This window comes from Heliomicrobium undosum, from assembly GCF_009877425.1.
GTDB lineage: Bacteria > Bacillota > Desulfitobacteriia > Heliobacteriales > Heliobacteriaceae > Heliomicrobium > Heliomicrobium undosum.
In genome coordinates, this window is the sequence record NZ_WXEY01000008.1 from 134,939 (window position 1) to 156,169 (window position 21,231).

Annotated in this window: 20 protein-coding genes; 9 read left to right on the top strand and 11 right to left on the bottom strand. The window is 52.9% G+C overall.

Going from position 1 to position 21,231, the window contains the following annotated elements; genetic code table 11:
* Positions 1-69: 69 nt before the first annotated feature.
* The 4 genes from GTO91_RS09695 to GTO91_RS18400 all read left to right on the top strand — a co-directional run bounded on the left by GTO91_RS09695 (position 70) and on the right by GTO91_RS18400 (position 2,883).
* Positions 70-942, top strand: a complete 873-nt coding sequence (locus GTO91_RS09695; RefSeq protein ID WP_161258373.1) for a YitT family protein — start codon at positions 70-72, stop codon at positions 940-942.
* A gap of 185 nt (positions 943-1,127) precedes the next feature.
* Positions 1,128-2,405, top strand: a complete 1,278-nt coding sequence (locus GTO91_RS09700; RefSeq protein ID WP_161258375.1) for an ArsB/NhaD family transporter — start codon at positions 1,128-1,130, stop codon at positions 2,403-2,405.
* 187 nt (positions 2,406-2,592) lie between these two features.
* A complete protein-coding gene (locus tag GTO91_RS18395) occupies positions 2,593-2,721 on the top strand; it encodes a hypothetical protein (protein ID WP_268894841.1) in 129 nt (42 codons plus the stop codon).
* Positions 2,722-2,757: 36 nt separating this feature from the next.
* A complete protein-coding gene (locus GTO91_RS18400) occupies positions 2,758-2,883 on the top strand; it encodes a hypothetical protein (protein ID WP_268894842.1) in 126 nt (41 codons plus the stop codon).
* 172 nt (positions 2,884-3,055) lie between these two features.
* On the opposite strand, the gene GTO91_RS18405 is transcribed toward GTO91_RS18400, so the two are convergent.
* Positions 3,056-3,178 (bottom strand): hypothetical protein, encoded by a 123-nt coding sequence (locus GTO91_RS18405; protein WP_268894843.1) that lies wholly within the window; start codon positions 3,176-3,178, stop codon positions 3,056-3,058.
* Between the two features lie 41 nt (positions 3,179-3,219).
* A complete protein-coding gene (locus GTO91_RS18410) occupies positions 3,220-3,342 on the bottom strand; it encodes a hypothetical protein (protein WP_268894844.1) in 123 nt (40 codons plus the stop codon).
* Positions 3,343-3,503: 161 nt separating this feature from the next.
* Here GTO91_RS18410 and GTO91_RS09705 point away from each other — a divergent pair, with 161 nt between their 5' ends.
* On the top strand, positions 3,504-4,322 hold the full coding sequence (locus GTO91_RS09705) for an alpha/beta fold hydrolase (RefSeq protein ID WP_161258378.1): 819 nt from the start codon (positions 3,504-3,506) through the stop codon (positions 4,320-4,322).
* Positions 4,323-4,411: 89 nt separating this feature from the next.
* Here GTO91_RS09705 and GTO91_RS09710 read toward each other — a convergent pair whose 3' ends face one another.
* The 4 genes from GTO91_RS09710 to GTO91_RS09725 form a co-directional block, all read right to left on the bottom strand.
* Positions 4,412-5,104, bottom strand: coding sequence for a peptidoglycan-binding domain-containing protein (locus GTO91_RS09710; protein ID WP_161258381.1), 693 nt, complete (start codon positions 5,102-5,104; stop codon positions 4,412-4,414).
* A gap of 162 nt (positions 5,105-5,266) precedes the next feature.
* Positions 5,267-7,207, bottom strand: coding sequence for a putative bifunctional diguanylate cyclase/phosphodiesterase (locus GTO91_RS09715; RefSeq protein WP_161258384.1), 1,941 nt, complete (start codon positions 7,205-7,207; stop codon positions 5,267-5,269).
* 65 nt (positions 7,208-7,272) lie between these two features.
* Positions 7,273-9,234, bottom strand: a complete 1,962-nt coding sequence (locus GTO91_RS09720; RefSeq protein WP_235919453.1) for a methyl-accepting chemotaxis protein — start codon at positions 9,232-9,234, stop codon at positions 7,273-7,275.
* A gap of 294 nt (positions 9,235-9,528) precedes the next feature.
* The gene (locus tag GTO91_RS09725) at positions 9,529-10,449 is read right to left on the bottom strand and encodes a metallophosphoesterase family protein (RefSeq protein ID WP_161258390.1); all 921 of its coding nucleotides are present in this window, start codon (positions 10,447-10,449) and stop codon (positions 9,529-9,531) included.
* A gap of 265 nt (positions 10,450-10,714) precedes the next feature.
* Between GTO91_RS09725 and GTO91_RS09730 the strand changes: the two genes are divergently transcribed.
* A complete protein-coding gene (locus GTO91_RS09730) occupies positions 10,715-12,190 on the top strand; it encodes a protein adenylyltransferase SelO (protein WP_161258393.1) in 1,476 nt (491 codons plus the stop codon).
* Between the two features lie 30 nt (positions 12,191-12,220).
* On the opposite strand, the gene GTO91_RS09735 is transcribed toward GTO91_RS09730, so the two are convergent.
* The 4 genes from GTO91_RS09735 to GTO91_RS09750 form a co-directional block, all read right to left on the bottom strand.
* Positions 12,221-12,958 (bottom strand): ABC transporter permease, encoded by a 738-nt coding sequence (locus GTO91_RS09735; protein WP_161258396.1) that lies wholly within the window; start codon positions 12,956-12,958, stop codon positions 12,221-12,223.
* Entirely contained in the window at positions 12,955-13,881 is a 927-nt protein-coding gene (locus GTO91_RS09740) for an ABC transporter ATP-binding protein (RefSeq protein ID WP_161258399.1), read from the bottom strand. The genes GTO91_RS09735 and GTO91_RS09740 overlap by 4 nt, the downstream gene beginning before the upstream one ends.
* Positions 13,882-13,969: 88 nt before the next feature.
* On the bottom strand, positions 13,970-14,863 hold the full coding sequence (locus GTO91_RS09745; RefSeq protein ID WP_161258402.1) for a sensor histidine kinase: 894 nt from the start codon (positions 14,861-14,863) through the stop codon (positions 13,970-13,972).
* A complete protein-coding gene (locus GTO91_RS09750) occupies positions 14,860-15,564 on the bottom strand; it encodes a response regulator transcription factor (RefSeq protein ID WP_161258405.1) in 705 nt (234 codons plus the stop codon). The genes GTO91_RS09745 and GTO91_RS09750 overlap by 4 nt, the downstream gene beginning before the upstream one ends.
* Before the next feature lie 159 nt (positions 15,565-15,723).
* On the opposite strand from GTO91_RS09750, the gene GTO91_RS09755 reads away from it, so the two are divergent.
* The gene (locus GTO91_RS09755) at positions 15,724-17,796 is read left to right on the top strand and encodes a thioredoxin domain-containing protein (protein WP_161258408.1); all 2,073 of its coding nucleotides are present in this window, start codon (positions 15,724-15,726) and stop codon (positions 17,794-17,796) included.
* An 80-nt stretch (positions 17,797-17,876) separates the two neighbouring features.
* Here GTO91_RS09755 and GTO91_RS09760 read toward each other — a convergent pair whose 3' ends face one another.
* Positions 17,877-18,704: a helix-turn-helix domain-containing protein gene (locus GTO91_RS09760; RefSeq protein WP_161258411.1), complete on the bottom strand. Its 828-nt coding sequence runs from the start codon at positions 18,702-18,704 to the stop codon at positions 17,877-17,879.
* A gap of 142 nt (positions 18,705-18,846) precedes the next feature.
* Between GTO91_RS09760 and GTO91_RS09765 the strand changes: the two genes are divergently transcribed.
* Both GTO91_RS09765 and GTO91_RS09770 read left to right on the top strand, forming a co-directional pair.
* The gene (locus GTO91_RS09765; RefSeq protein WP_161258414.1) at positions 18,847-19,653 is read left to right on the top strand and encodes an N-acyl amino acid synthase FeeM domain-containing protein; all 807 of its coding nucleotides are present in this window, start codon (positions 18,847-18,849) and stop codon (positions 19,651-19,653) included.
* Positions 19,650-21,209, top strand: coding sequence for a B12-binding domain-containing radical SAM protein (locus tag GTO91_RS09770; protein WP_161258417.1), 1,560 nt, complete (start codon positions 19,650-19,652; stop codon positions 21,207-21,209). Before GTO91_RS09765 ends, GTO91_RS09770 begins: the two co-directional genes overlap by 4 nt.
* The last annotated feature ends 22 nt before the right edge of the window (positions 21,210-21,231 follow it).

Below are 21,231 nucleotides of genomic sequence, written 5' to 3' on the forward strand. Positions count from 1 at the left end.
CAAAGTCTGGTGAAACGGCGAGGCGGTCTGAAGCGGCGAAGCAACTCCCTGCGGAAAGGGGGAGTTCCCGTGACGCCGAGTCAACACAAAAAGGAAACAGCCACAAAAACCCTTAAGCGAGGACTGTTTCTCACCTTGGGCGCTTTGCTCGTCGCTGTGGCCCTGGAGGTGTTCCTGGTCCCCAACCACATCATCGACGGCGGCGTCGTCGGCGTCTCGATCATTCTCTCCTACCTGTTCCCGCTCCCGCTCAGCGCCTTTTTGTTGATCTTGAACATCCCATTTCTCATTTTCGGCTATAAACAGATCGGCAAGACCTTCACCATTTCCACCCTCTACAGTGTGTCGGTGCTGGCGCTCGGCGTCCATTTCATCCATGGCTCTCCGACGGTGACAAGCGACTTTCTGCTCGCCGCCGTCTTCGGCGGCATCACCCTCGGACTCGGCGTCGGTCTCATTCTTCGTTACAACGGCTCCTTGGATGGCACGGAGATCCTGGCCATCATCCTCACCCGCCGGCTTCCCTTTTCCGTCGGTGAGATCATCATGTTTTTCAACATCTTCATCCTAGGCAGCGCCGGCTTTGTCTTCGGATGGGATAAAGCCATGTACTCCTTGATCGCCTATTTCATCGCCTTCAAGACGATCGACCTCGTCCTGGAGGGCCTGGACGAATCGAAAGCTGTCACGATCATCTCCAACAACGCCCAGGACATCGCCGAGGCGATCATGGCGCGCCTGGGCCGCGGCGTCACCTACCTCTACGGCAAGGGCGGCTTTTCTGGCGAGGAAAAGGAGATCCTCTACTGTGTCGTGACACGCCTAGAACTGGCCAAACTGCGGCAGATCGTCCTGGATTATGACCCAGACGCCTTTGTGGCCGTCGAGCATGTGGCCGAGGTGATGGGCGGACGCTTCGCCAAGAAGGCGATCCACCCTTGACGGGAAACCTTGACGGGAAAACAACCGTCGTTATACAATAACGGCGCCATTCATGTTCAAAAGCGCATACGGGAATTTGAGGAGGAGCCTGTCACCAAGGGGCTCCTCTGTTTTTTTGCGCTTTTTTGCTTTTTGTTATTTTTTCTCTCCATTTTTACGGAAACTATTTTTTAGGAGGAAGAACAATGAAAGACATTGCCTTTGTCGCTTCGATCATCGTCTTCGTCGTCGCCTATGGGTTGATCATCTGGGAGAAGATCCCCCGGGCGGTGACCGCCATGCTCGGTGGCCTGATCATGATCCTGCTCGGTTTTCTCAATCAGGAGATCGCCATCAAGGATGACATCGACTTCAACACCCTCGGCCTGCTGATCGGCATGATGATCCTCGTCGCCATCACCCGCCGCAGCGGCGTCTTTGAAGCGCTGGCCATATGGGCCGCCAAGGCGACGAAGGGCAACCCCCTCCGCCTGCTGGGTCTCTTGACACTGATTACGGCCGTCATGTCAGCTTTTCTGGACAATGTCACCGCCGTCCTGCTCATCGCGCCCGTCACCATCATCCTGGCCGACACGCTGAAGGTCAACCCCATGCCCTACCTGATCGCCGAGATCCTTGCCTCCAACATCGGCGGCACGGCCACCCTGATCGGCGATCCCCCCAACATCATGATCGGCAGCGCCACAGGCCTTGGCTTCATGGAGTTCATCATCCACATGGCGCCGATTGCGATTGTGATCCTGCTCGTGACAACGGCCTTGTTGATGGTCCTATACCGCAAGGACTTTTCCTCGGAGATCGAGAACCGCGACACCATCCTGGCTATGAATCCGGCCGAAAAGATCAAAGACTGGGCGCTTTTGAAGAAATCCCTCGCTGTCCTCGCCCTGACGATCGTCGGTTTCGGCCTCCATGGCCTCCTGCACATTGAATCGGCCACCATCGCCCTGACCGGCGCCATGATCCTGATGATCGTCAGCCGGGAAGAGCCCGAAGAGATCTTCCTCCTCGTCGAATGGCCGACCATCATCTTCTTCGTGGGGCTCTTCGTCCTCGTTGGGGGTTTGAAGGCGACCGGCGTCATCGCCGCGCTGGCCCAGTGGGCGCTGGACATCACCCAGGGCAACACGCAGACGGCGTCGCTGTTGATCATGTGGCTGTCGGCCATCGCCTCGGGGTTTGTCGACAACATCCCCTTCGTGGCCACCATGATCCCCATGATCCATGAGATGGGCGCCCTCTCGGGCATGGAGTTGGAGCCGGTCTGGTGGTCTCTGGCCCTGGGCGCGTGCCTGGGCGGCAACGGGACGCTGGTGGGCGCCTCGGCCAACATCATCGTCGCCGGGATCGCCGAGAAAGCAGGCGTTCCCATCTCCTTCAAAAAGTTCTTCCTTGTCGCCTTCCCCTTCATGCTCCTTTCCGTCGCCATGGCCCATGTTTATGTCCTCTTCCGTTATTTTTAAGGCCTCTAACTAGGGCTTTCCAAAGGGCTTTTTCAAAGGAAAAGAACTTTTGCATAAAAAGCCGAGATCTTCCAATGCGATAAGCGCAGTTTTTAATGGCAATTTTTTGAAGACCTTTTGTTCTTTCCCTCATACTGTATATCGGGCAAGGAAAACCAAACGGCCTCGCCTGAGGAGGGAATCAACCATGGGCAACGCCTACTGCGGCGGCTTTTTCAACAACGGTTTCGCAGTGGTGGCCGGCCTGGTCATCGCGCTGATCGTTATCGGCGCCTTCTATCCCGAGATTGCCGGCTTCGGCTACGGCGGGCAATGAGGTTATGCAGCGCTGCAAGGAAAGGAGGCAACCGGCATGAGCGACGGATGCGGCGGTTACGCAGGGAACTACATTGGGAATCGCATTGTTGCCCTGGCCATCTTGATTATCATTATCGCCATTTTAGGAACCAATTTTGGCTTCGGATACGGCCGCTACTAAGCGCGCCGCCCTTTTTCGACGGGCAGGTTGCGTGCATCAGGAAGAGTCAGCATGGGTGACAATAACGAAGCGGGAGCGCCGGAGTGGTCAGGCGCTCCCTGCTTTTTAAAAGCGGAAGCGCCTGACCTGTTGGCCAGCGCTCCCCCTAGTCGTTCCCTTCTTATCCGTTCCCTTATACGTTTCCGTAACCGTATCCGAAGCCGGTCCCCAGGATGGCAATGATGATGATCAGAATGGCCAGGGCAACAATGTAGTTGCCGATATTAACGTATCCGCCGCCGCAGCTAGCGCCCATCGAGGTCCCTCCTCTTCTGCGTAATCCAAAAGCCTGTTTTCTTAGGATTCTACATAACCGTAACCGACGATGCTCGGGTAGAAAGCGCCAATCACGATCAAGGCTATGACCAGACCGGCGACGACACCGAAGCCTCCCCAGAAGCCTCCGCACCCATTAGCCATCCCTTTTCCCTCCTCATCCCATCGATATAGGCTGCCTTCACCATACATTATGGAATTTTTTCCTATCGGTTCCTAATTCTTCTCTGATTAACCTGATTCCCCCTGGTGAAGCTAAGACAGGGAAAAGGGGCTGCACAAGCATACGAAAAGGAGCGCTTTCCATGGATTTGCAAGAGGCCTTCGCCCCTCTGGGGCGTCATCATCTCTTCTACCGATTGGCAGGAAAAGGCCGTGAGGCCCTTTTGCTGTTGCACGGCATCCCGACAAACTCGCTTCTCTGGGGACAGACGATTCCCTATCTGGCGGAGAACTATCTGGTGATTGCGCCGGACTTGCTCGGTTACGGGCGGTCAGGCCGGGGGCCGACGGAGGATTTGACCCTGCCCCAGCAGGCCGGATACATGATTGGCCTCTTGGACCGGCTGGGCATTCCTCGCGTCCATGTGGTGGGACACGACCTGGGCGGCGGTATCGCCCAGATCCTGGCCGTCAGGCACCCCGACCGGGTTGCCAGCTTTGTCGTCGCCGACGGTGTCTGCTTCAGCAACTGGCCCCTGCCGAAGGTCGTATCGCTGCGTTATCCCACCGCCCCCGAGTTCGAGCCGTCACCTGCCTTCATTGAACGGATGCTGCGGGTCGGCCTGTTCCACCAGGAACTGGCGACGCCGGAACTGATCGATGCCTTCGTGGCCCCCTATGCCCACGCGACCGGCGCCCAGGAGTTGCAAACAGCCTCTTTTGCGCTGGAACATCATCAAACAGAGGAACTCGTCCCCCACCTCGCCAATGTTCAAGCGCCGGCGACCTTTTTGTGGGGTCAGTATGACCGCTATCTTCCCCCTTACTGGGGATACCGCCTGAACCAGACTGTTCCGAATTCAACCTTCCGCATCTTGCCGGAATGCGGTCACTACTCGATGATCGACAACCCGCCGCTCTTCGCCCAGGAACTGTTGCAACACTTGCAGCGGATATTGTAAGGCAGGCGGGATCGACGAAGGGAAAGGCCTTGATCGCCTTTCCCTTCGTCGCAGTTTTCCTCTTAACAAGCCTCGTATTGCAAGCCTCGTTACATGTAGGTGGCCGCCTTGCGGACAGCCGCCTGATGTTCGAGGTCCAGGCGATTTCCTTCATGGGTCCGGCTGTTCAGGAAGTGGATGCAGGTCTGTCCCTGCATGTTATTGGTGGTGATCGTGTCATAGCCGTGGGGCATGCCGTTGATCGAGGCGGCGATTCGCCACCCTTTGACGGTCACGACGACAGGTTTGCGGTTCCAACTCCAGACGCCGCCGTAAATCCGCTTCATGACAGAGGTATCCCAGGCGGTTACCGGTTCCACATCGGCGTGCTTGACGCCGCCGGTTCGTTTGATCCTGTAGGAAAGGCCTGTGATCGGATCGGTCACCTTGGCGGTAAGGCCGACAGGCAGCAGATAGGCGACCGTATTAACCCAATCAAGCATCTGCGGGCGCAGGGCTTTGAAGGTTTGCGGGCCTGCCACCCCGTCTACGGTCAACTTGCGATAGGCCTGAAACTGCTTCAGCGCATCGAAGGTAACGGCTCCGAAATAGCCGGTCGGTTCTTCGGAAAAATAGCCCATCTCTTTCAGATAGCCTTGCAGTTGTTGCACATCAGCGCCGGAAACACCCCAGTAGAGTTCACGGGAGCCAAACTGAGGCGTTGCCGCAAGCGCCGTCAGCGATCCAAAAGGAAGCGTCGCGAGGGCGGCCAGCGCCCCTCCTAAAAAATTACGGCGATTCATCGATACACCTCCGAAATATTCATTAAATCCGCGACTACACATAATAATACATAATTTCACTGCCTTTTTGTTGTGAAAAATACTGGCAAAATCGTATTTTGACTTAAATAAAAAAGGCGTGGTCCGCGAAGCGGCTCCACACCTGTCTTACATCAATCAAATTCACTTTTCAACGCCTGCTTTAGCGACGTCCATGACGCCCGCCAACCAGCCGCAATATGTCTCCTCTATTGCAGGCCTGGGTGCGCCCCAGTAATACCCTTGACCGCATTCGATGCCCATGGCCTTCAACCGTCGCCAGATCTGCTCATTTTCCACATATTCGGCGATGGTCCGTTTGCCCAGCGAATGGGCCAGATCGTTGATGCCTTTGACCAGGGCCATACTTTCCGGGTTCTCCTCGATCGCCCGGACGTAGGCGCCATCGATCTTGATGTAGTCCACGGGCAACCGGAAGAGATAAGAAAAAGAGGAGTACCCGTTGCCGAAGTCATCAATGGCAAAGGAACATCCCAGTTTTTTCAGTTCACCCACCCATTGCTGGGCTTTGATCAGGTCTCGGACGACGGCTGTTTCGGTGATTTCAAAGCCGAGGCGCTCCGGCGCCACACCGCTGGAACGAATCGCGCCGGTGATGAATTGCAGCAATTCCATATCGCCGAGACTCTCCCCGGAGATATTGATGTATAGTTCCAGTTGCGGATGAGCGCGAAGAATCCGCAACGCTTCCCCAACAACCCAGCGATCGATGTCAGTCATCAGGCCGAAGTTCTCTGCCACCGGGATGAATTCGCCCGGCGAAATCCAGCGGCCCTTGCGGTCGGAAAGGCGGAGCAGCGCCTCATGGTGGCGGACCGAACCCTCCTGGAGATTCACGATAGGCATGAAGAAGAGAGAAAAACGTCCCTCTTCGGCGGCGTCTTTGAGCAAGTCGATCAACTGCTGCGCTTTTTCCAGGCGATTCAGGCCATGTTCGTCGGCCCGCGCGATCAGACGCCGCCCCCGCCCCATCGATTTCGCCAGGTGCATGGTGGTGCCGGCCCGCGCAAGGACCTGCTGGGGGCTCATGGCGCCGTCGATGAGCACGATGCCCACGCTGGTCGTCAAGCGAAGCCCTTGACCGGAAAGCACCGGCATGGACCCTTCCTCCTGATCCCACCGGAGCAGTTCATCGGCGACCTGACAGGCCGTCTCCTCATCCGCCGCTGACAGCAGCACGGCGAACTCGTCGCCGCCCAAACGGGCGACCATGTTGGGAGGAATCACCTTGCGGCGAAGGACAGCGGCCAAAGCGATCAACAAGCGATCACCCACGTCGTGGCCAAGCAGATCGTTGATCACGTTGAAGTTATCGATATCGACAAACAGCAATGCCTTTGTCCGATCCGGCGCAGCCGCCTCTACCGCCTGCGCAAGGGCCATTTCCAGGTGATAGCGGTTGGGAATCCCGGTCAGAAAGTCATGGCTGGCCATGTGCCTGAGCCGTTCTTCCGCTTTTTTTTGCTCATCCAATGTCCGCTGGTGCTTGATCGCGCCGCCGAGGCTGTAGGCGACTGTTGAGAGGGCGGCTTCTTCCTGCGGGGTCCACTGTCTGAGAAGGCGGCAATCATCAAAGCCGATAAACCCCCATAACTGATCGTCCGTAAAAATTGGCACAGCGATCAATGAACAGATTTTGTGATGCATATGAAGGGGGATCTGTTCCGATTCGGGAAAGTCCTGAACCAACCCGCGGATGAGGCCCCCCTGCAAAAAGGTGTCCAACCACCGCTGAAAACCGCTCTGACGGTAGGAACGGTTTTGCAGTTGGGGGTGAAAGGGGTGCGCCCTTGCCGGATCACTGCACCATTCCTGTCGGTGGCTCATCAACCATTCGCGCTGATCCGGCAGCCATGTGTTTTCAAAGAGGTAGACTCTATCGACATCAACGGCCCTGCCCAGGATCGCGAGGGCATCCTCAACAGCTTCTCCAAAAGATTGCCGCGTCAATAACCGGTTGGTTGCGCAGGTCACGCCGTAAAGAAGCCGCTCTTGTTTTTGCAACGCTTTCTCCAGGTCATTTTCCTTTGCTGTACCGGCTGCGCTGCTGTTGTACAAAGTCATGACTTGCCCTTCCTCTTTTCAGAAAAAACTGGATGAGCGTCCAAACCTGTTTAGAAGCAGGGCGCTCAGCGGATGACGAACTTTTTGACCATTTCGTTCAGGGATTCCGCCAAGGCGCTCGTCTGCTCGGCCATGCTCGCCAGGTTTTCTACAGTAGCCGTCTGTTCTTCCGTCGCCGCAGAGACCTGTTGGCTGTTGGACAAGGTGATTTCACAGATGGAGGCTACCTTGTCGATGAGACGGACGATCTGTTCGGACGTGGCCACCTCATCTCTCGTGATTTCCAAGATCTCGTTCATGCTGGTGATCGACTGTGTGACATCGCCGATGATCTTCGAGAAGGTGACGTCTGTCGCGTTGACTACGTCCACACCGACCGTGACGGCGCTGTTCGACGCTTCCATCGATTGCACGGCTTTGCCGGTCATCTCAATCATCCCGGTGACCAGGCCGGCGATTTCCGTCGCCCCTCGATGGGACTGCTCTGATAACTTCCGGACCTCTTCAGCCACGACGGCGAAGCCTCGCCCGTGTTCTCCCGCCCGGGCGGCTTCAATGGCCGCATTCAGGGCCAGCAGGTCGGTCTGGGCAGCGATGGCATTGATCGTGGTGATGATATCGCTGATCCGCGCCGATAAATTGCTCAATTCCTGCACGACGTCTTTCGTCTCGTCCGACTTCTGGCGGATCACATCAATGGCCTCAACGGCCTGTTTCACCTTGGTCCGGCCCTGATGGGCCGATTTCATCGTCAAGTCGGATAAGGCGCTCGCTTGGGAAGCCTTCGTTTCTGCCAACTGCACCAGGCTGGACAACTGCAACAGCGATTTGGACACCTCGATAAAGGAGGCGTTTTGCTCTTCCGCCTCTTGGGCGACCTGCTGGGCAGTGGCGCTGATCTGCTCCGTCGCGGCATTGATTTCTACCGTCGAACCGGCCAACTCTTCCGAGGCCGCTGACAGTTGAACCGAACCCATCTGGACCTGCTGAAGCGTATCCCCTTGATTGTGAATCATCTTGTTGAAGGATTTGCCTAAATCCTCGATCTCGTCATTCGTCCGGATGGCCGCCTCGACGGTGAGGTCCCCGTCGCCGGCCTTCTCCATCAATCCTTGCAGTTGCCGGATCGGATTGGCGATTTTGTTGGCCAGGACGAAGGCGATGGCGGCGGCGGCCGCCATGACGGCGAGCACGATCACCAACGTTCTCTCTTTGATCTGGATCGCCGGCAGCATGTATTCATCGTAATTGGCGGTTACCGCGATCACCCACTGGCCGATCGGCTGGAACCGCACGAACTTGTAGACCCCGCTGTATGTATAAAAGCCTTCCGACGTCTCTCCCGCTTTCATTTGTGCCACGATTTTCTTCAGCGCCAGTTCCGTTGTGTCAGAGAGGTTTTCCTTCAAAATCTTGTCTTTGACGGGATGAGACAGGATTAAGCCAGTCCGATCAATCATGTAAGCATACCCGTTCTCGCCGATTTTCACCTTCTGGGCGTGCTTGGAGATGGTGTCGAAACGGATCGTGCCGATCAGGGCTCCCGTTAAAGCGCCGGAAGCAGGATCGCCCGTTCGAAGCGGTAAGGCAAAGGCGACAACCGGTTCCTGGGTCAGTTTGGAGATGATTACATCGCTCATGGCTTCAGCACCGGCCAGCGCTTTTTTTACATACTCGCGGTCAGCCAGGCTGGCGTTGCTGACGGGGTTGTCATGGGTCATCACGGCGTTGCCGTCGCGATCTACGATGATCAGCGATTCGAGGAGGTCCTTGTTCTCCTTTTGCAGGGACGATAAAAAAGCAAAGGCCTCGCCACCGGCATCCCGGTTATGATCGGCGGCTCTCGCGAGCACGCCGTTTTTGCTCGCCACTTTTAAGTAGTCCTTCGCCCCCGCCAGATCAGCTTCCACCAGTTCCGCCGTTTGTTCCGTTACGGCCCGGATCTGGTCCTCGATCGTCTTCTGCAGTGACGCCGCCGCCTGCTGATAGGAGATGATTCCCAAGAGGATTACCGGAATTGTTGCCAATGCGAGAAACCCCACGAGCAATTTTGCTCTAATCCCTATTTTCACCGGAGCACCCTCCCCAACGCCCATCAGGTAAAGTTTGCAGAGACGAGACAAGATATGCCGCTTCCCATACCGTTCATTATAACACAGCGATTTTTCTCCGGTGAGTCACCCGGCAAAATAAACGCCTGTCCAAATTTGTTGGGGGCTGTCAGGCTGATTTAATTTGTATGGTTGCAAAGGAAAAAAGGAGGGTCCAGATTGGCAACCTGTTTTCCTCCTTTTTTCCTTAGTTATCGATTTCCTGTGGCCTCAACTATCGATCCCCGTTTGAATGATATCGATCAGCGCTTGCGGGTGACCGTGGCCTTTCATCTCGCTGACGACGGTGTCAACATCATAGGCCACTTCCCGGAAGGTGACGGCGACGGTGTCGCCGAGTTGAATCAGCGCGTAGGTTGCGTTGGGATTCCCCTGTTTTGGCTTGCCGACGCTTCCCACGTTGATGATGTGAACCCCGTCGACAAGTTTATGGAAGGTCTGGTGGGAATGGCCGCAGATCATTACATTGGCCGGGGTGAGTTTGACCAAAGCGCGGAGTTCTTCAATGGGCGTGTTCATGCGCAGGTATTCGTTGAGGCGGCGGGGCGAGCCATGAAAGACGTGGATGAGCCACTCGCCGGGCGCCGGTTTCGGCGGGCTCGCGTACCGCTCCACAGCCTCGCGGTAGGATTGGATTTGGGGGGCGTTGTCTTCCATGGTATCAAAGGCGGGATCATACATGGGATAGAGGCCTGAGAGCGATTCCGGCGGTAAGGGAACGAGCGCTGGCGGTTGAAGCGGTTCACCAATGCGGTAAAACAAGTGGTAGGGCAGACTGCGCAGATGGGCCTTGTTTTTTTCCTCTAGGGTTTCCCTGGTGAAACGGATGGAGAATTCACCGACGGCTTGCGCCGTTTCCGACGTGTAGTCGCATCCGCAAATCAGGCGAAAGTTCGCCGTGGCGTCATCGTAGTTCCCCATCACTGCGGGGATTTTCGCGTCGATGATCTTCTCAACCACCTCGTTGGGCTGGGGTCCGTAGCCGACGAGGTCTCCGGCGCATAGCACCAGGTCCGGATGCTGGGACTCGATATCGCTCAGGACAGCGTTGAGGGCTTCGGCGTTTGCGTGGATATCGGCGATGACAGCGATGTTCACTTGCTTCCCACCAGAGCGTTTATTTTGCTGCATATCTTTTTCCCCTCCGCCAAGCGTTTGATTCTATGTTCGACCAAGCGGCGGGGGAAGTCAACCATGGACAAGTTAAGAATGGGTTAGGCTCAAAAACTTTTCTGCGCTCGTTCATTGTGGACGGGCTTTTTTCGCGCATACTACGCCTGTAACTACAGAACAAGAGGCGCATGACCTACCTCCTCCGGCACACAAACCTGTTGAGTATCCCTAGGGCACGGGCGCCCCTCGAAAAACTCAACATAACTTAGCATAAGGAGATACAATGACAAAAGAGAGGGATAAGGAGAAAATTGGATGGAACTTTGACAACAGCTATGCCCAGCTACCGGATAAATTCTTTTCCATGCTTAACCCAACCCCTGCGCACACACCGGAGTTGTCCATTCTCAACCACCCGCTTGCCGCAGACCTGGGTTTGAATGTCCAAACGCTGCATAGCGAAGATGGGGTAGCAGTGCTTGCGGGGAATCGCGTTCCGGAAGGGGCTTTACCGCTTGCCCAAGCCTATGCGGGACATCAGTTCGGCCACTTCACCATGCTGGGGGATGGCCGGGCGCTGTTGCTTGGCGAGCAGATCACGCCCCAGGGTGAGCGATTTGATATCCAACTCAAGGGTTCAGGCAGAACGCCCTACTCTCGCCGGGGCGATGGTCGGGCGGCCCTCGGACCGATGCTCCGCGAATACATCATCAGTGAAGCGATGCATTCGCTTGGAATACCGACGACACGCAGCCTGGCAGTGGTGACCACGGGAGAGCCGGTCATCCGTGAAACCACCCTCCCGGGCGCTGTCCTGACTCGCGCGGCTGCCAGCCATCTGCGCGTCGGCACCTTTCAATACGCAGCACAATGGGGCACGAGCGATGATCTCCGGACCTTGGCTGACTACGCGCTCAAGCGCCATTTTCCAGAGGTCGAAGCCGATGAGAAGCGTTATCTCTCGCTGCTGAAGGAAGTCATCCGTCGCCAGGCCGCGCTGATCGCGAAGTGGCAACTGGTCGGCTTTATCCACGGAGTGATGAACACAGACAATATGACGATCAGCGGCGAAACGATCGATTACGGTCCTTGCGCTTTCATGAATGACTACGACCGGGCAACCGTCTTCAGTTCCATCGACGTTCAGGGACGCTATGCCTACGGCAACCAGCCCTCTATTGCTGGATGGAATCTCGCCCGATTCGCCGAAACCCTGCTGCCGCTGCTCCACGACGATCAGGAGAAGGCTGTTGAAATCGCCCAGGAGGCGGTAACAGAGTTTCCCCAGCTATATCATAATCATTGGCTCGCCGGTATGAGAGCAAAACTGGGACTTGTTAATGAAGAGAAAGAGGACGAACCCCTTTTCAAAGACCTCCTGAAGATGATGCAGAAGCATCACGCCGATTATACGAATACATACCGCGCACTAACCTTTGACAAGCCTGAGGATACGGCCATGAATGGCACGCCGGAATTTACGGAGTGGTGTAAACGATGGGAGGCGAGACTGAGCCAGCAGCAGGAGCCGACTGCATCTTCCCATCAGTTGATGAAAAAGAGCAATCCCGCAGTCATTCCTCGAAACCACCGGGTGGAAGAGGCGCTGGAAGCGGCAGTCAAAGAAGAAAACTACAGTGTGATGGAGCGACTGCTTGATTCGCTATCAAAGCCCTACGCGCACGCCCCCGAACAGGCGGAGTACGCCGCACCGCCTGCGCCATCTTGTGGCCCTTATAGGACCTTCTGCGGGACTTGATGAGTACAAAACAATGGAGGTCACCTATGATTATGCTACATCCCTGGTCATCACAATATAGAATGAAATACCTGTAAATAGGACGAATATGGGGATCAGCATGGTCCAGACAAAGGGAATGAAAAACTGATTCCAACCGACATGTTGTAAAACGACAAAGGTAGGAATGGCGGTCGGAATGAATGGTCCCACACTGCTGGATACAAAAGATACGAAGTTCAGCACCACGAAAAGACCTGCACCCACCAGCGGTGGAACGAAGTGCTTGGTCCATAAGCCAATGCAAATGATGATAGGAACCAGCATGAATTGCATCAGCGTCGTTTCCATGGCCAGTTGGAAATTGCGAATAAAAAGGTTCCAATCCAAGGGCGTCGATGTGAACTTCCACCCAAAAAGAAATGTCACAGCCGTCGACACCAACGATAACAGCATCACAAACAAAAATACGGTGATTATCTTTGATACAATGATCCTGGCGCGGCTTACAGGCAATGTGAAGAGGTTGATGATGGCCCCGCCTTGATATTCCTGTACAAATACATAGGAAGCCACTGCTCCAAAAATAAAGGGATAGAACAACAGATGGTTAATCTGAAAAGCAACCGCAAAGAGTTCATTCCAGCTTTTGAACTGTTGGGTCTGATTCATTGTCTGGAGCGACGAGATGAGCGCGAAAAAGGGGGCGACAACCGAGCCAAGGAAAGTCATCCATACCATTCGGGAACGTTTCCATTTCGTCATTTCTAATCGAATGCTTAGGATCATCTTGTCTCCCCTCCTGTCAGACGCATGAAGCGATCCTCCAAGGTCTCTTTTTGAACGGATAAATGAAATACATCAACCCCTGCTTCGACCAGAACTCGGTTCATGGCGTGTGGTTGTTCTAGCTGCTCAAAGACCTGGATTTCGCCGTCGTCAAGCAAACGAAGCTGTTGAATCCGAAGCTTTTCTTCCAATATCTGTACTGCGCGATATGGATTCGATGATTTCACCGTGAGATACTGCTTCCCCTTCCGCTCCAATTCATCCATGGCGATCTCTTCGACCAATTGACCTTGATGAATGATGCCGACCCGATCGGCCAACTGCTCAATTTCCGGAAGAATATGGCTAGAGACAAAGATGGTGATATTTCGATATTTACTCAAATCTCGAATGATGTGGCGAATTTCTCGAATCCCGGCCGGATCGAGTCCATTCGTCGGTTCATCGAGAATGAGCAATTCCGGTTCATGCAGTAATGCCCTTGCGATACCCAATCGTTGTTTCATTCCTAACGAGAACTGATTGACCTGTTTATCGGCAGCCTGCCCCAGCCCCATAAAAGAAAGAATCTCGTCAACGGCCTTCAGATTCGGCAGACCAATCATTCTCGCGTTATAGAGAAGGTTTTCTCGTGCCGTTAAGTGGGTATAGAACCCCGGATACTCAATCATGGAACCAATGCGGCGAAACATGTCTTGCCCGAAGGATTCCTTCGGTCGGCCAAACAGTCGAATCTGACCTTGAGATGGGCGAATCAGGCCCATGATCATCCGTATCGTCGTCGTTTTCCCTGCACCGTTTCTCCCCAAAAAACCGTATATCTCCCCGGTCCTCACGGATAGATTCAAGCCTTTGACCGCCCAGGTTCCGTTGTAAACTTTGCCCAGATTCGAGACTTCTAAAATCGGTGTCCTTTGATGCATGTCTTTCTCCCTCCCTTGGATAAAAGTATATCCGAGGAAGTTTACAGAGACTTTTCTCCAACCTTAACCCTGCCTTAAATTGATCGGTCTATGCGGAAGGCCATTGGATGATAAAAGAAAGGCCTCCCTCCTCGGAAGGTTCTGCATATAGATTGCCCTTTTGCATGCGTAGAAGTTGCCGGGAAATCGCCAATCCCAATCCAAGGCCTTTGGACTTTCGTTGCCGTTGAAAGGGCTCAAAGATATCATCATCATCGACTTCGGGTTTCCCTTTCCCGTTGTCTTCAATGAGCGTCTGTCTTTTATTTACGTCCAATCTCACGCGTATCATGGTTACGTCAAGGGCATGATCGATGGCATTTTGGATGAGGTTTCGAATCACCCTTGCAACCGTTTCCGGATCAATGGTCACGTTGACCACCAGTGGAATTTCAGCAATCAGTTGAATGCCTCTGGCTTCCAGCCCCGGTAAAAATTCTATCAGCACTTCACGGTGGGTTTCTGCAAGATTGATGGTTTGGGGAAAAATCTGCTCTTGATGCAAGTCCAACTTGGCCCACTCAAAGAAACGGTTCAGGGTGTTGAGTAACGTCAGCCCTTTATGGTAAGCCGTTTCTATATATTCGTCTTTCTTATCGGGATTCGTCAGCCCTTTGTGCACCGCTTCGAGATACCCTAATACAGATGCCAGCGGGGTTCGCAGGTCATGGGTGATGGCGGTGATAAATTGCCTGCGCTGTTCATCATCCCTACGCTTGTTGCTCTCTTGTATATGCAGTTGTTGGAGAAGGATATTGACTTGCTCTGCGATCGGATGAAGCAACGAAAGGTGCGAATAAAAACGTACTTGTCGATTTCCCTGAATCGCTTCCGCCAACAGCCGTTGCATACGCCTGACTTCTTGATAAACTATCGCCATAAACACAATGCCTGTTCCCAAGAAGACGATAAAGACAACAGTAACCCATCCGAACAGGTTCATTTTCCACACACCAATCGATAGCCTAATCCGCGAACGGTCTGCAATCGCTGCGGGTTAGCGGGATCCTCTTCGATTTTATTTCTCAATCGGGAGATGTGAACCATGACGGTATTGTCGTCATGGATAAACTCTTTTTCCCACACACTTTCATAAATCTGCGCGATCGTTACCACTCGATTCGGCCGCTCAGCCAAATATTTCAATAGGGTGAATTCTTTGGCTTTTAATGAGATCACGTTGCCCTTTACTTTTACTTCAGTGGTATCACAATTGATTTCCAAGGACCCACAGTGAAGAATGGTTTCCTTTCCCACTTGATTTTCGGTGATATGATGGGTTCCCTCTGTTCGTCGCAAAACCGCCTTTACCCGAGCCGTCAATTCGATTAGGCTGAAGGGCTTCACAATGTAGTCATCGGCTCCGAGAGTAAAGTTGACAACTTTATCCATGTCATTATCTTTTGCCGTTAACATGATCACGGGTTTGGATGTTTTCCGACGAATATATTGCAATACCTCACTACCATCCATGTCCGGAAGCATGATATCCAAAATAAATAAATTGAATTCTTCCGCATCGATGGAATCGATGGCGCTCTTTCCATCATGAGCCATCTGAACCTGAAAACCTTCGCTTTTTAGCTGATCGGCCACCAGTTTGGCTACATCGATTTCGTCTTCGACGATTAGAATTTTTCTCATGGAAATCCCCTTTTAAATCTCATTTAAAGAATTCTATGTGTCTTTATCATTCCCCAGTTTTTCCATCAAGCCAGTGGTTTTGAGCGTCGAATCTTATGGACAAGCGTTCATTGCGTATACTACGATTATACCGCTTACAACGCAACGGAGGTTAGAGAGATGACCGTACCAACCAATAGGAAACCAAATCGGCTGTTCCAAGAGAAAAGCCCCTACCTCCTCCAGCATGCCTATAACCCCGTGGAATGGTATCCCTGGCGAGAAGAAGCGTTTACAAAAGCCAAAGAACAAGACAAGCCCGTATTTTTATCCGTGGGATATTCTACCTGCCACTGGTGCCACGTGATGGAGCGCGAATCCTTCGAGGACGAGGAAGTCGCCGCCTACCTGAACGAGCACTTCGTCTCCGTCAAGGTCGACCGTGAGGAACGGCCCGACGTGGACCACATCTACATGACCGTCTGCCAGTCCTTCACCGGCCATGGCGGCTGGCCGCTGACGGTGATCATGACACCGGACAAAAAGCCCTTTTTTGCCGGCACCTATTTCCCCAAGCGCAGCCGGCAGGGCTTGGCGGGCGTGCTCGACATCCTGGAGGCCATCGTCGATCAATGGAAGAATGACCGGGGTAAGCTGGCGGCCGCCGGCGACCGGGTGACCGAGCACTTGCAGCGGGAGGTCCAGGCCAACAGCACCGGCAGCCTTGACGATGAGTCGATCATGCGCGGCTATGAGTGGCTGCAAAAACGCTTCGACGATGTCTACGGCGGCTTCGGCCACGCCCCCAAGTTCCCAACGCCCCACAACCTGCTCTTCCTGCTCCGTTGCGACAAGCTGGCCGATGTGCAGGAAGCGCTGCCGATGGTAGAGAAGACGCTCCGGCGGATGCACGCGGGCGGGATCTACGACCACCTGGGCTACGGCTTTTCCCGCTACTCGACCGACGAGAAGTGGCTCGTCCCCCACTTTGAAAAGATGCTCTATGACAACGCCCAACTGGCCATGGCCTACCTGGAGGCGTACCAGGTGACGGAAAACGACGAGTACGCCGAGGTGGCACGGGAGATCTTCTCCTATGTGCTGCGAGACATGCACGCCCCTGAGGGCGGCTTTTACTCCGCCGAAGACGCCGATTCGGAAGGCGTCGAAGGCAAGTTTTACGTCTGGACGCCTCAGGAGGTCAAGGAGATCCTCGGCGAAGAGACGGGCAAGCTCTTCTGCCAGTGGTATGACATCACCGAAAAGGGGAACTTCGAAGGTCAGAGCATCTTGAACCGCATCGACGCCGACAGGCGCCCCTTCACCCCGCCCATGGGCATGGACACGTGGCATCAGGTTTTGACCGACGCCGAGCAAAAACTCTTCGTCGCCCGGGAAAAACGGGTCCATCCGTTTAAAGATGAAAAGATCCTCACCGCCTGGAACGGCCTGATGATCGCCGCCCTGGCCATGGGCTTTCGCATCCTCCACGACCGCTCCTACCTCGACGCCGCCATAGGCGCCGCCGACTTCATCTGGGAGAAGCTGCGCGACGACAAGGGTCGCCTGCTCGCCCGCTACCGCGACAGCGAAGCGGCCTATAAGGGCTATATCGACGATTACGCCTTCATGATCTGGGCGCTCATCGAACTGTACCAGGCCGACACGAACCCGCTCTGGCTGAAACGGGCGCTGGCGCTCCAGGAGGACCAGAACCGTCTCTTCTGGGATCCTGATCAGGGAGGCTACTTCTTCTACGGCAGTGACAGCGAGGAACTGCTGACGCGGCCCAAAGAGATCTACGACGGCGCCACCCCCTCGGGCAACTCCGTCTCCGCCCTCAACCTGCTTCGCCTGGCCCGCATCACCGGCCGCGAGGCGTATGCCCGGCAGGCGGAAAAACTTCTGGAGAGCTTTTCCGGTAATATCAACGCCCAGCCGGCCGGATACACCTTCGCCCTCATGGCCCTCCTTTTCGCCCGCACTCCCGGCAAAGAGGTTGTTATTGTGGCGGACCGGAAAAAAGAAACCTTCAGCCGCGAATTGGAGCGACTCCATCAGCTCTTCACCCCTGAAACCGTCTTTCTCTACCGCCTGAGCGGACCTGAGTATGAGGAACTGCCCGAGATGGCCCCCTTTGTCCGCGATATGGCGCCGCAAGGCGACAGCTCCACCTTCTATATCTGTGAAAACTTTACTTGCCGTCCGCCGACGACAGACTTGAGTGAAGTTCGAGAAAGCCTGCTGCGATAGCCGGCTGTGCACTTAAAAAAGTCCGACACGCTCCTTATGGACCGTAGTCGGACTTTTTTGTATCTAAGCTAAAATTATCTTCAGCCAATCTGAGTTTTTCCTTGTTTACTATTCAAAATAGGCATGTAGACAGTTAAGTAAATATTTTGATTGTCATGAAGTATAAATGAAGCCTGTTTATAGCTCATACATCCCATCGAACCATCTTTGACGGTAATCTCAATATTCGACTTTAGACAAAAAGGCAATTCTTCCATCCACTTTGCAAATTCTTCGTTTTTGTTATAAAGATCATTAATAATACTCTCGAACTTCTCCTTCATTTCGGGTTGAATAGAACGTCGTATATAATCGGCTCGGAATAGAGCAAGCATTTGTTTCGCTGTCACGTCCCAGTTCACAATGCGTTCACGAAATGAATCATGAAATAGGAAGGATAAACTATTTCGATTCTCTTCCGGAAGTAAAGATCCGATGTCACCAAAAACCTGAACAAAGCCATCGTTCCAATGAAGAATGTTCCAACAATAGTCGTTTAAAGCTGCGGGGTAAGGAATCTTCTGAACCAGAAGATATAATGCATCCAGTTCCTCGGCCGTCATAAAACTAAATGCTTGTGAAGACATCGACGGCATTTTGCCGATCAAGTACGATAAATAGGTTTGCTCTTCCTCTGTGAACTGAAATAAATTCACGATTCGTATATACAAGTCGTCGGAGATATTGGCCCTTCCCTGTTCAATACGCTCATACCATTCCGGCGAGATATGCAGCAAACTTGCTATTTCATGTCTTTTCGGGCAGTTTGATTGATGCCGTTTATCGAGAACGCTCAGACCGAGCTTTTCTCTTTTTAGCTGTTTTCTTTTTCGAGATAAAAAGTTTTTCAATTCTTTCTGATGATCCATATTTTTCAATCCCCCCCTTGCGACATCAGAACAAGATTATACTACCATAAACGCAAGGTAGTTACAATTTATCCCATATTTGTTTGGGGATGTTTTTGCTACGATTAGGAAAACCAATTTTTTTCTGTTAAGGGGGGATTCCATGGAGTCAGCACCGTTAATTCACAAAATGGAACCATACTTTGTCTGTCAAGAATTTACGTTCAACGAAAAAAAATATGAAATTACAATCGCCTATAACAAAGACCTTCGATTCATGTCCTATCAATTCATGTATGAAAATTATCTTCAGAACGGTCTTGGTTCCCCGCACCCATCGAACCTTTGGTACTCCTTGGCCGAACTGCTTCCCTATTCTGTAACAACCATCTTACTGCAGGAAGGGCAAGTGATTGGATCCGTAACCAGCGTGGTCGATTCACAGGCTGGCTTGCCGGTTGATGACGTTTTCTGTGACACCGTCAACGACCATCGGCTCACAGGAAAGAAAATGGCTGAAATCATCTCGTTGGGACTAAAGGCGGATAAGAGCGAGAGCCGCATGCTCCTCTCAAAACTGTTTAACTTTGTCACAATGATTAACTACTACGTCTTTCAGTTGACTCATCTCGTGATTACCGTCATGCCGAAACATGCGCCCTTCTACGAACGCCATTTATTATTTGAAAACAGCGGGTTAGAGGGATTTCACGACAAAACAGGCGTATCATGCCGGCTATTACATTTCGAGCTCGAAAGGCATATAGATGCGAAAACAGCCGCAGCGAAAACATTCTATCGCAACTTTATGCCCTATGCGGAAGAACTTCCGATCATTGAAACATTAAAAAAGCTGATTCAACCCATATCCAAAGAGGATTTCACCTATTTCCTTCATTTAAGACCAGAAATACGGGCGAATGCCAAAGCCAAAGGAAAAGAGTACATTGAAACTATGTTAAGAGGGTGAGTGCGATTTCTTTTTCAAAATTAAAATTCTTATTCGTTCAACCTGAATGGGATCGACGATATGTGGCCGCTTTTCCAACCTATGAACCGTTGCATGGGCTTTTGCTTGGCGGCTTGATTCAAGATATTGCCGATACCTATATTTTCGACAGACGTTTTGACACCGATGAGAACTTTATCAAAATTCTGCAAGAGTTCAAACCTGACATGGTCGGCTCTTCTTCTCATACAGGCGGTGAGATACCCAATATAAAACGTCTTTTCGGCTTAGCAAAAAAAGAATGTCCACAAACAGTCACCATCGTCGGCGGTCAACATCCCACCCTGCTTCCGGAAGACTTTTTCCATCCCCATGTGGACTTGATCTGTATCGGACCGGGGGAAGAAACCTTTCGGGAGGTCGCCTTGTCTGTCCTAGATCGGCAGGATTTTACGAAGGTATCCGGTCTTGCCGTCCGTAGCGGCGTCAAATATGTGATCACTCCACCACGGATTGTCAAATCCGGTGTGATGACATGGCCGAAGTTTGATCGGAGCTTGATCCTCGATAAATACAAGAAAAATTACGGCTTTGTTTTCGAATTTCGTAACAACATCTACACCATCACGACCTCGGGATGTCCCCACCGTTGCAGTTTCTGCTCCCTATGGGCGGCGGCCCGGGGGACGTTCCGCTATCGAAGACCGGAGGAAGTCGTCGAAGACATCATCAGCCAGCCTCAAACCTATGTGCACTTGACCGACGATAATACGTTTTACAATGAAGACAACGCCATGGAAATTTATCGTTTGCTAAAAAAACATCATGTCAAGAAAAAAATATTGGCCTATGCGCGAACCGACACCATCGTGAATAAGACACATCTGCTTGAACGTTGGAAAGAAATCGGCCTGGGCGCTCTCGTTGTCGGTATGGAAGCCGTAACCGACAGTCATCTCGCTGTTTTAAATAAACGATCTAGTGTGGATATCAATGTGCAAGCCCAAAAAGTCCTGGATCGACTCGGCATCGAAAACTGGGCTCATTTTGTGATCATGCCAGAATTTCAAAAAGCAGATTTTGATGCGATCTGGGACTTTGTGAATCGTCATCACATCACCTACCCTGTCTTTGTCGCCTATACGCCTGTGCCAGGGACACCTTTGTTTTTTGAGGCAAAACATGAGGGGAAATTAGCATCCTACGACTATGCCTATTACAATTTGCAATACATGGTAATGCGCACGGCGCTGCCCAAAAGAGAGTGGTATCAACATTACTGGGGTCTGTATGAAAAGACAGCTTCCACCGGAACACTGCTCAGACGCATGCTTCAAAGCCCCACCTTTCATTGGCGGCCCGCCTTGGGACGAGCCTACATTATGGGCAGACGGGCGCCTTCGAGGATTTGGAAGTTTATCGACGAGCAGGTGGAGATGGAAGAGACGTTGCGCTATGAGGACATTGAACATACGCTGCTGCCCTCGTTGCGCCGCGATTATGTTCCGAACAATTACTACAATGCCGCTACGTTGGCGGCAATGAACGAGAACGCCGCCAATCGAAAGACGTCATAACGTGCGACCAAGTGAGGAAAAA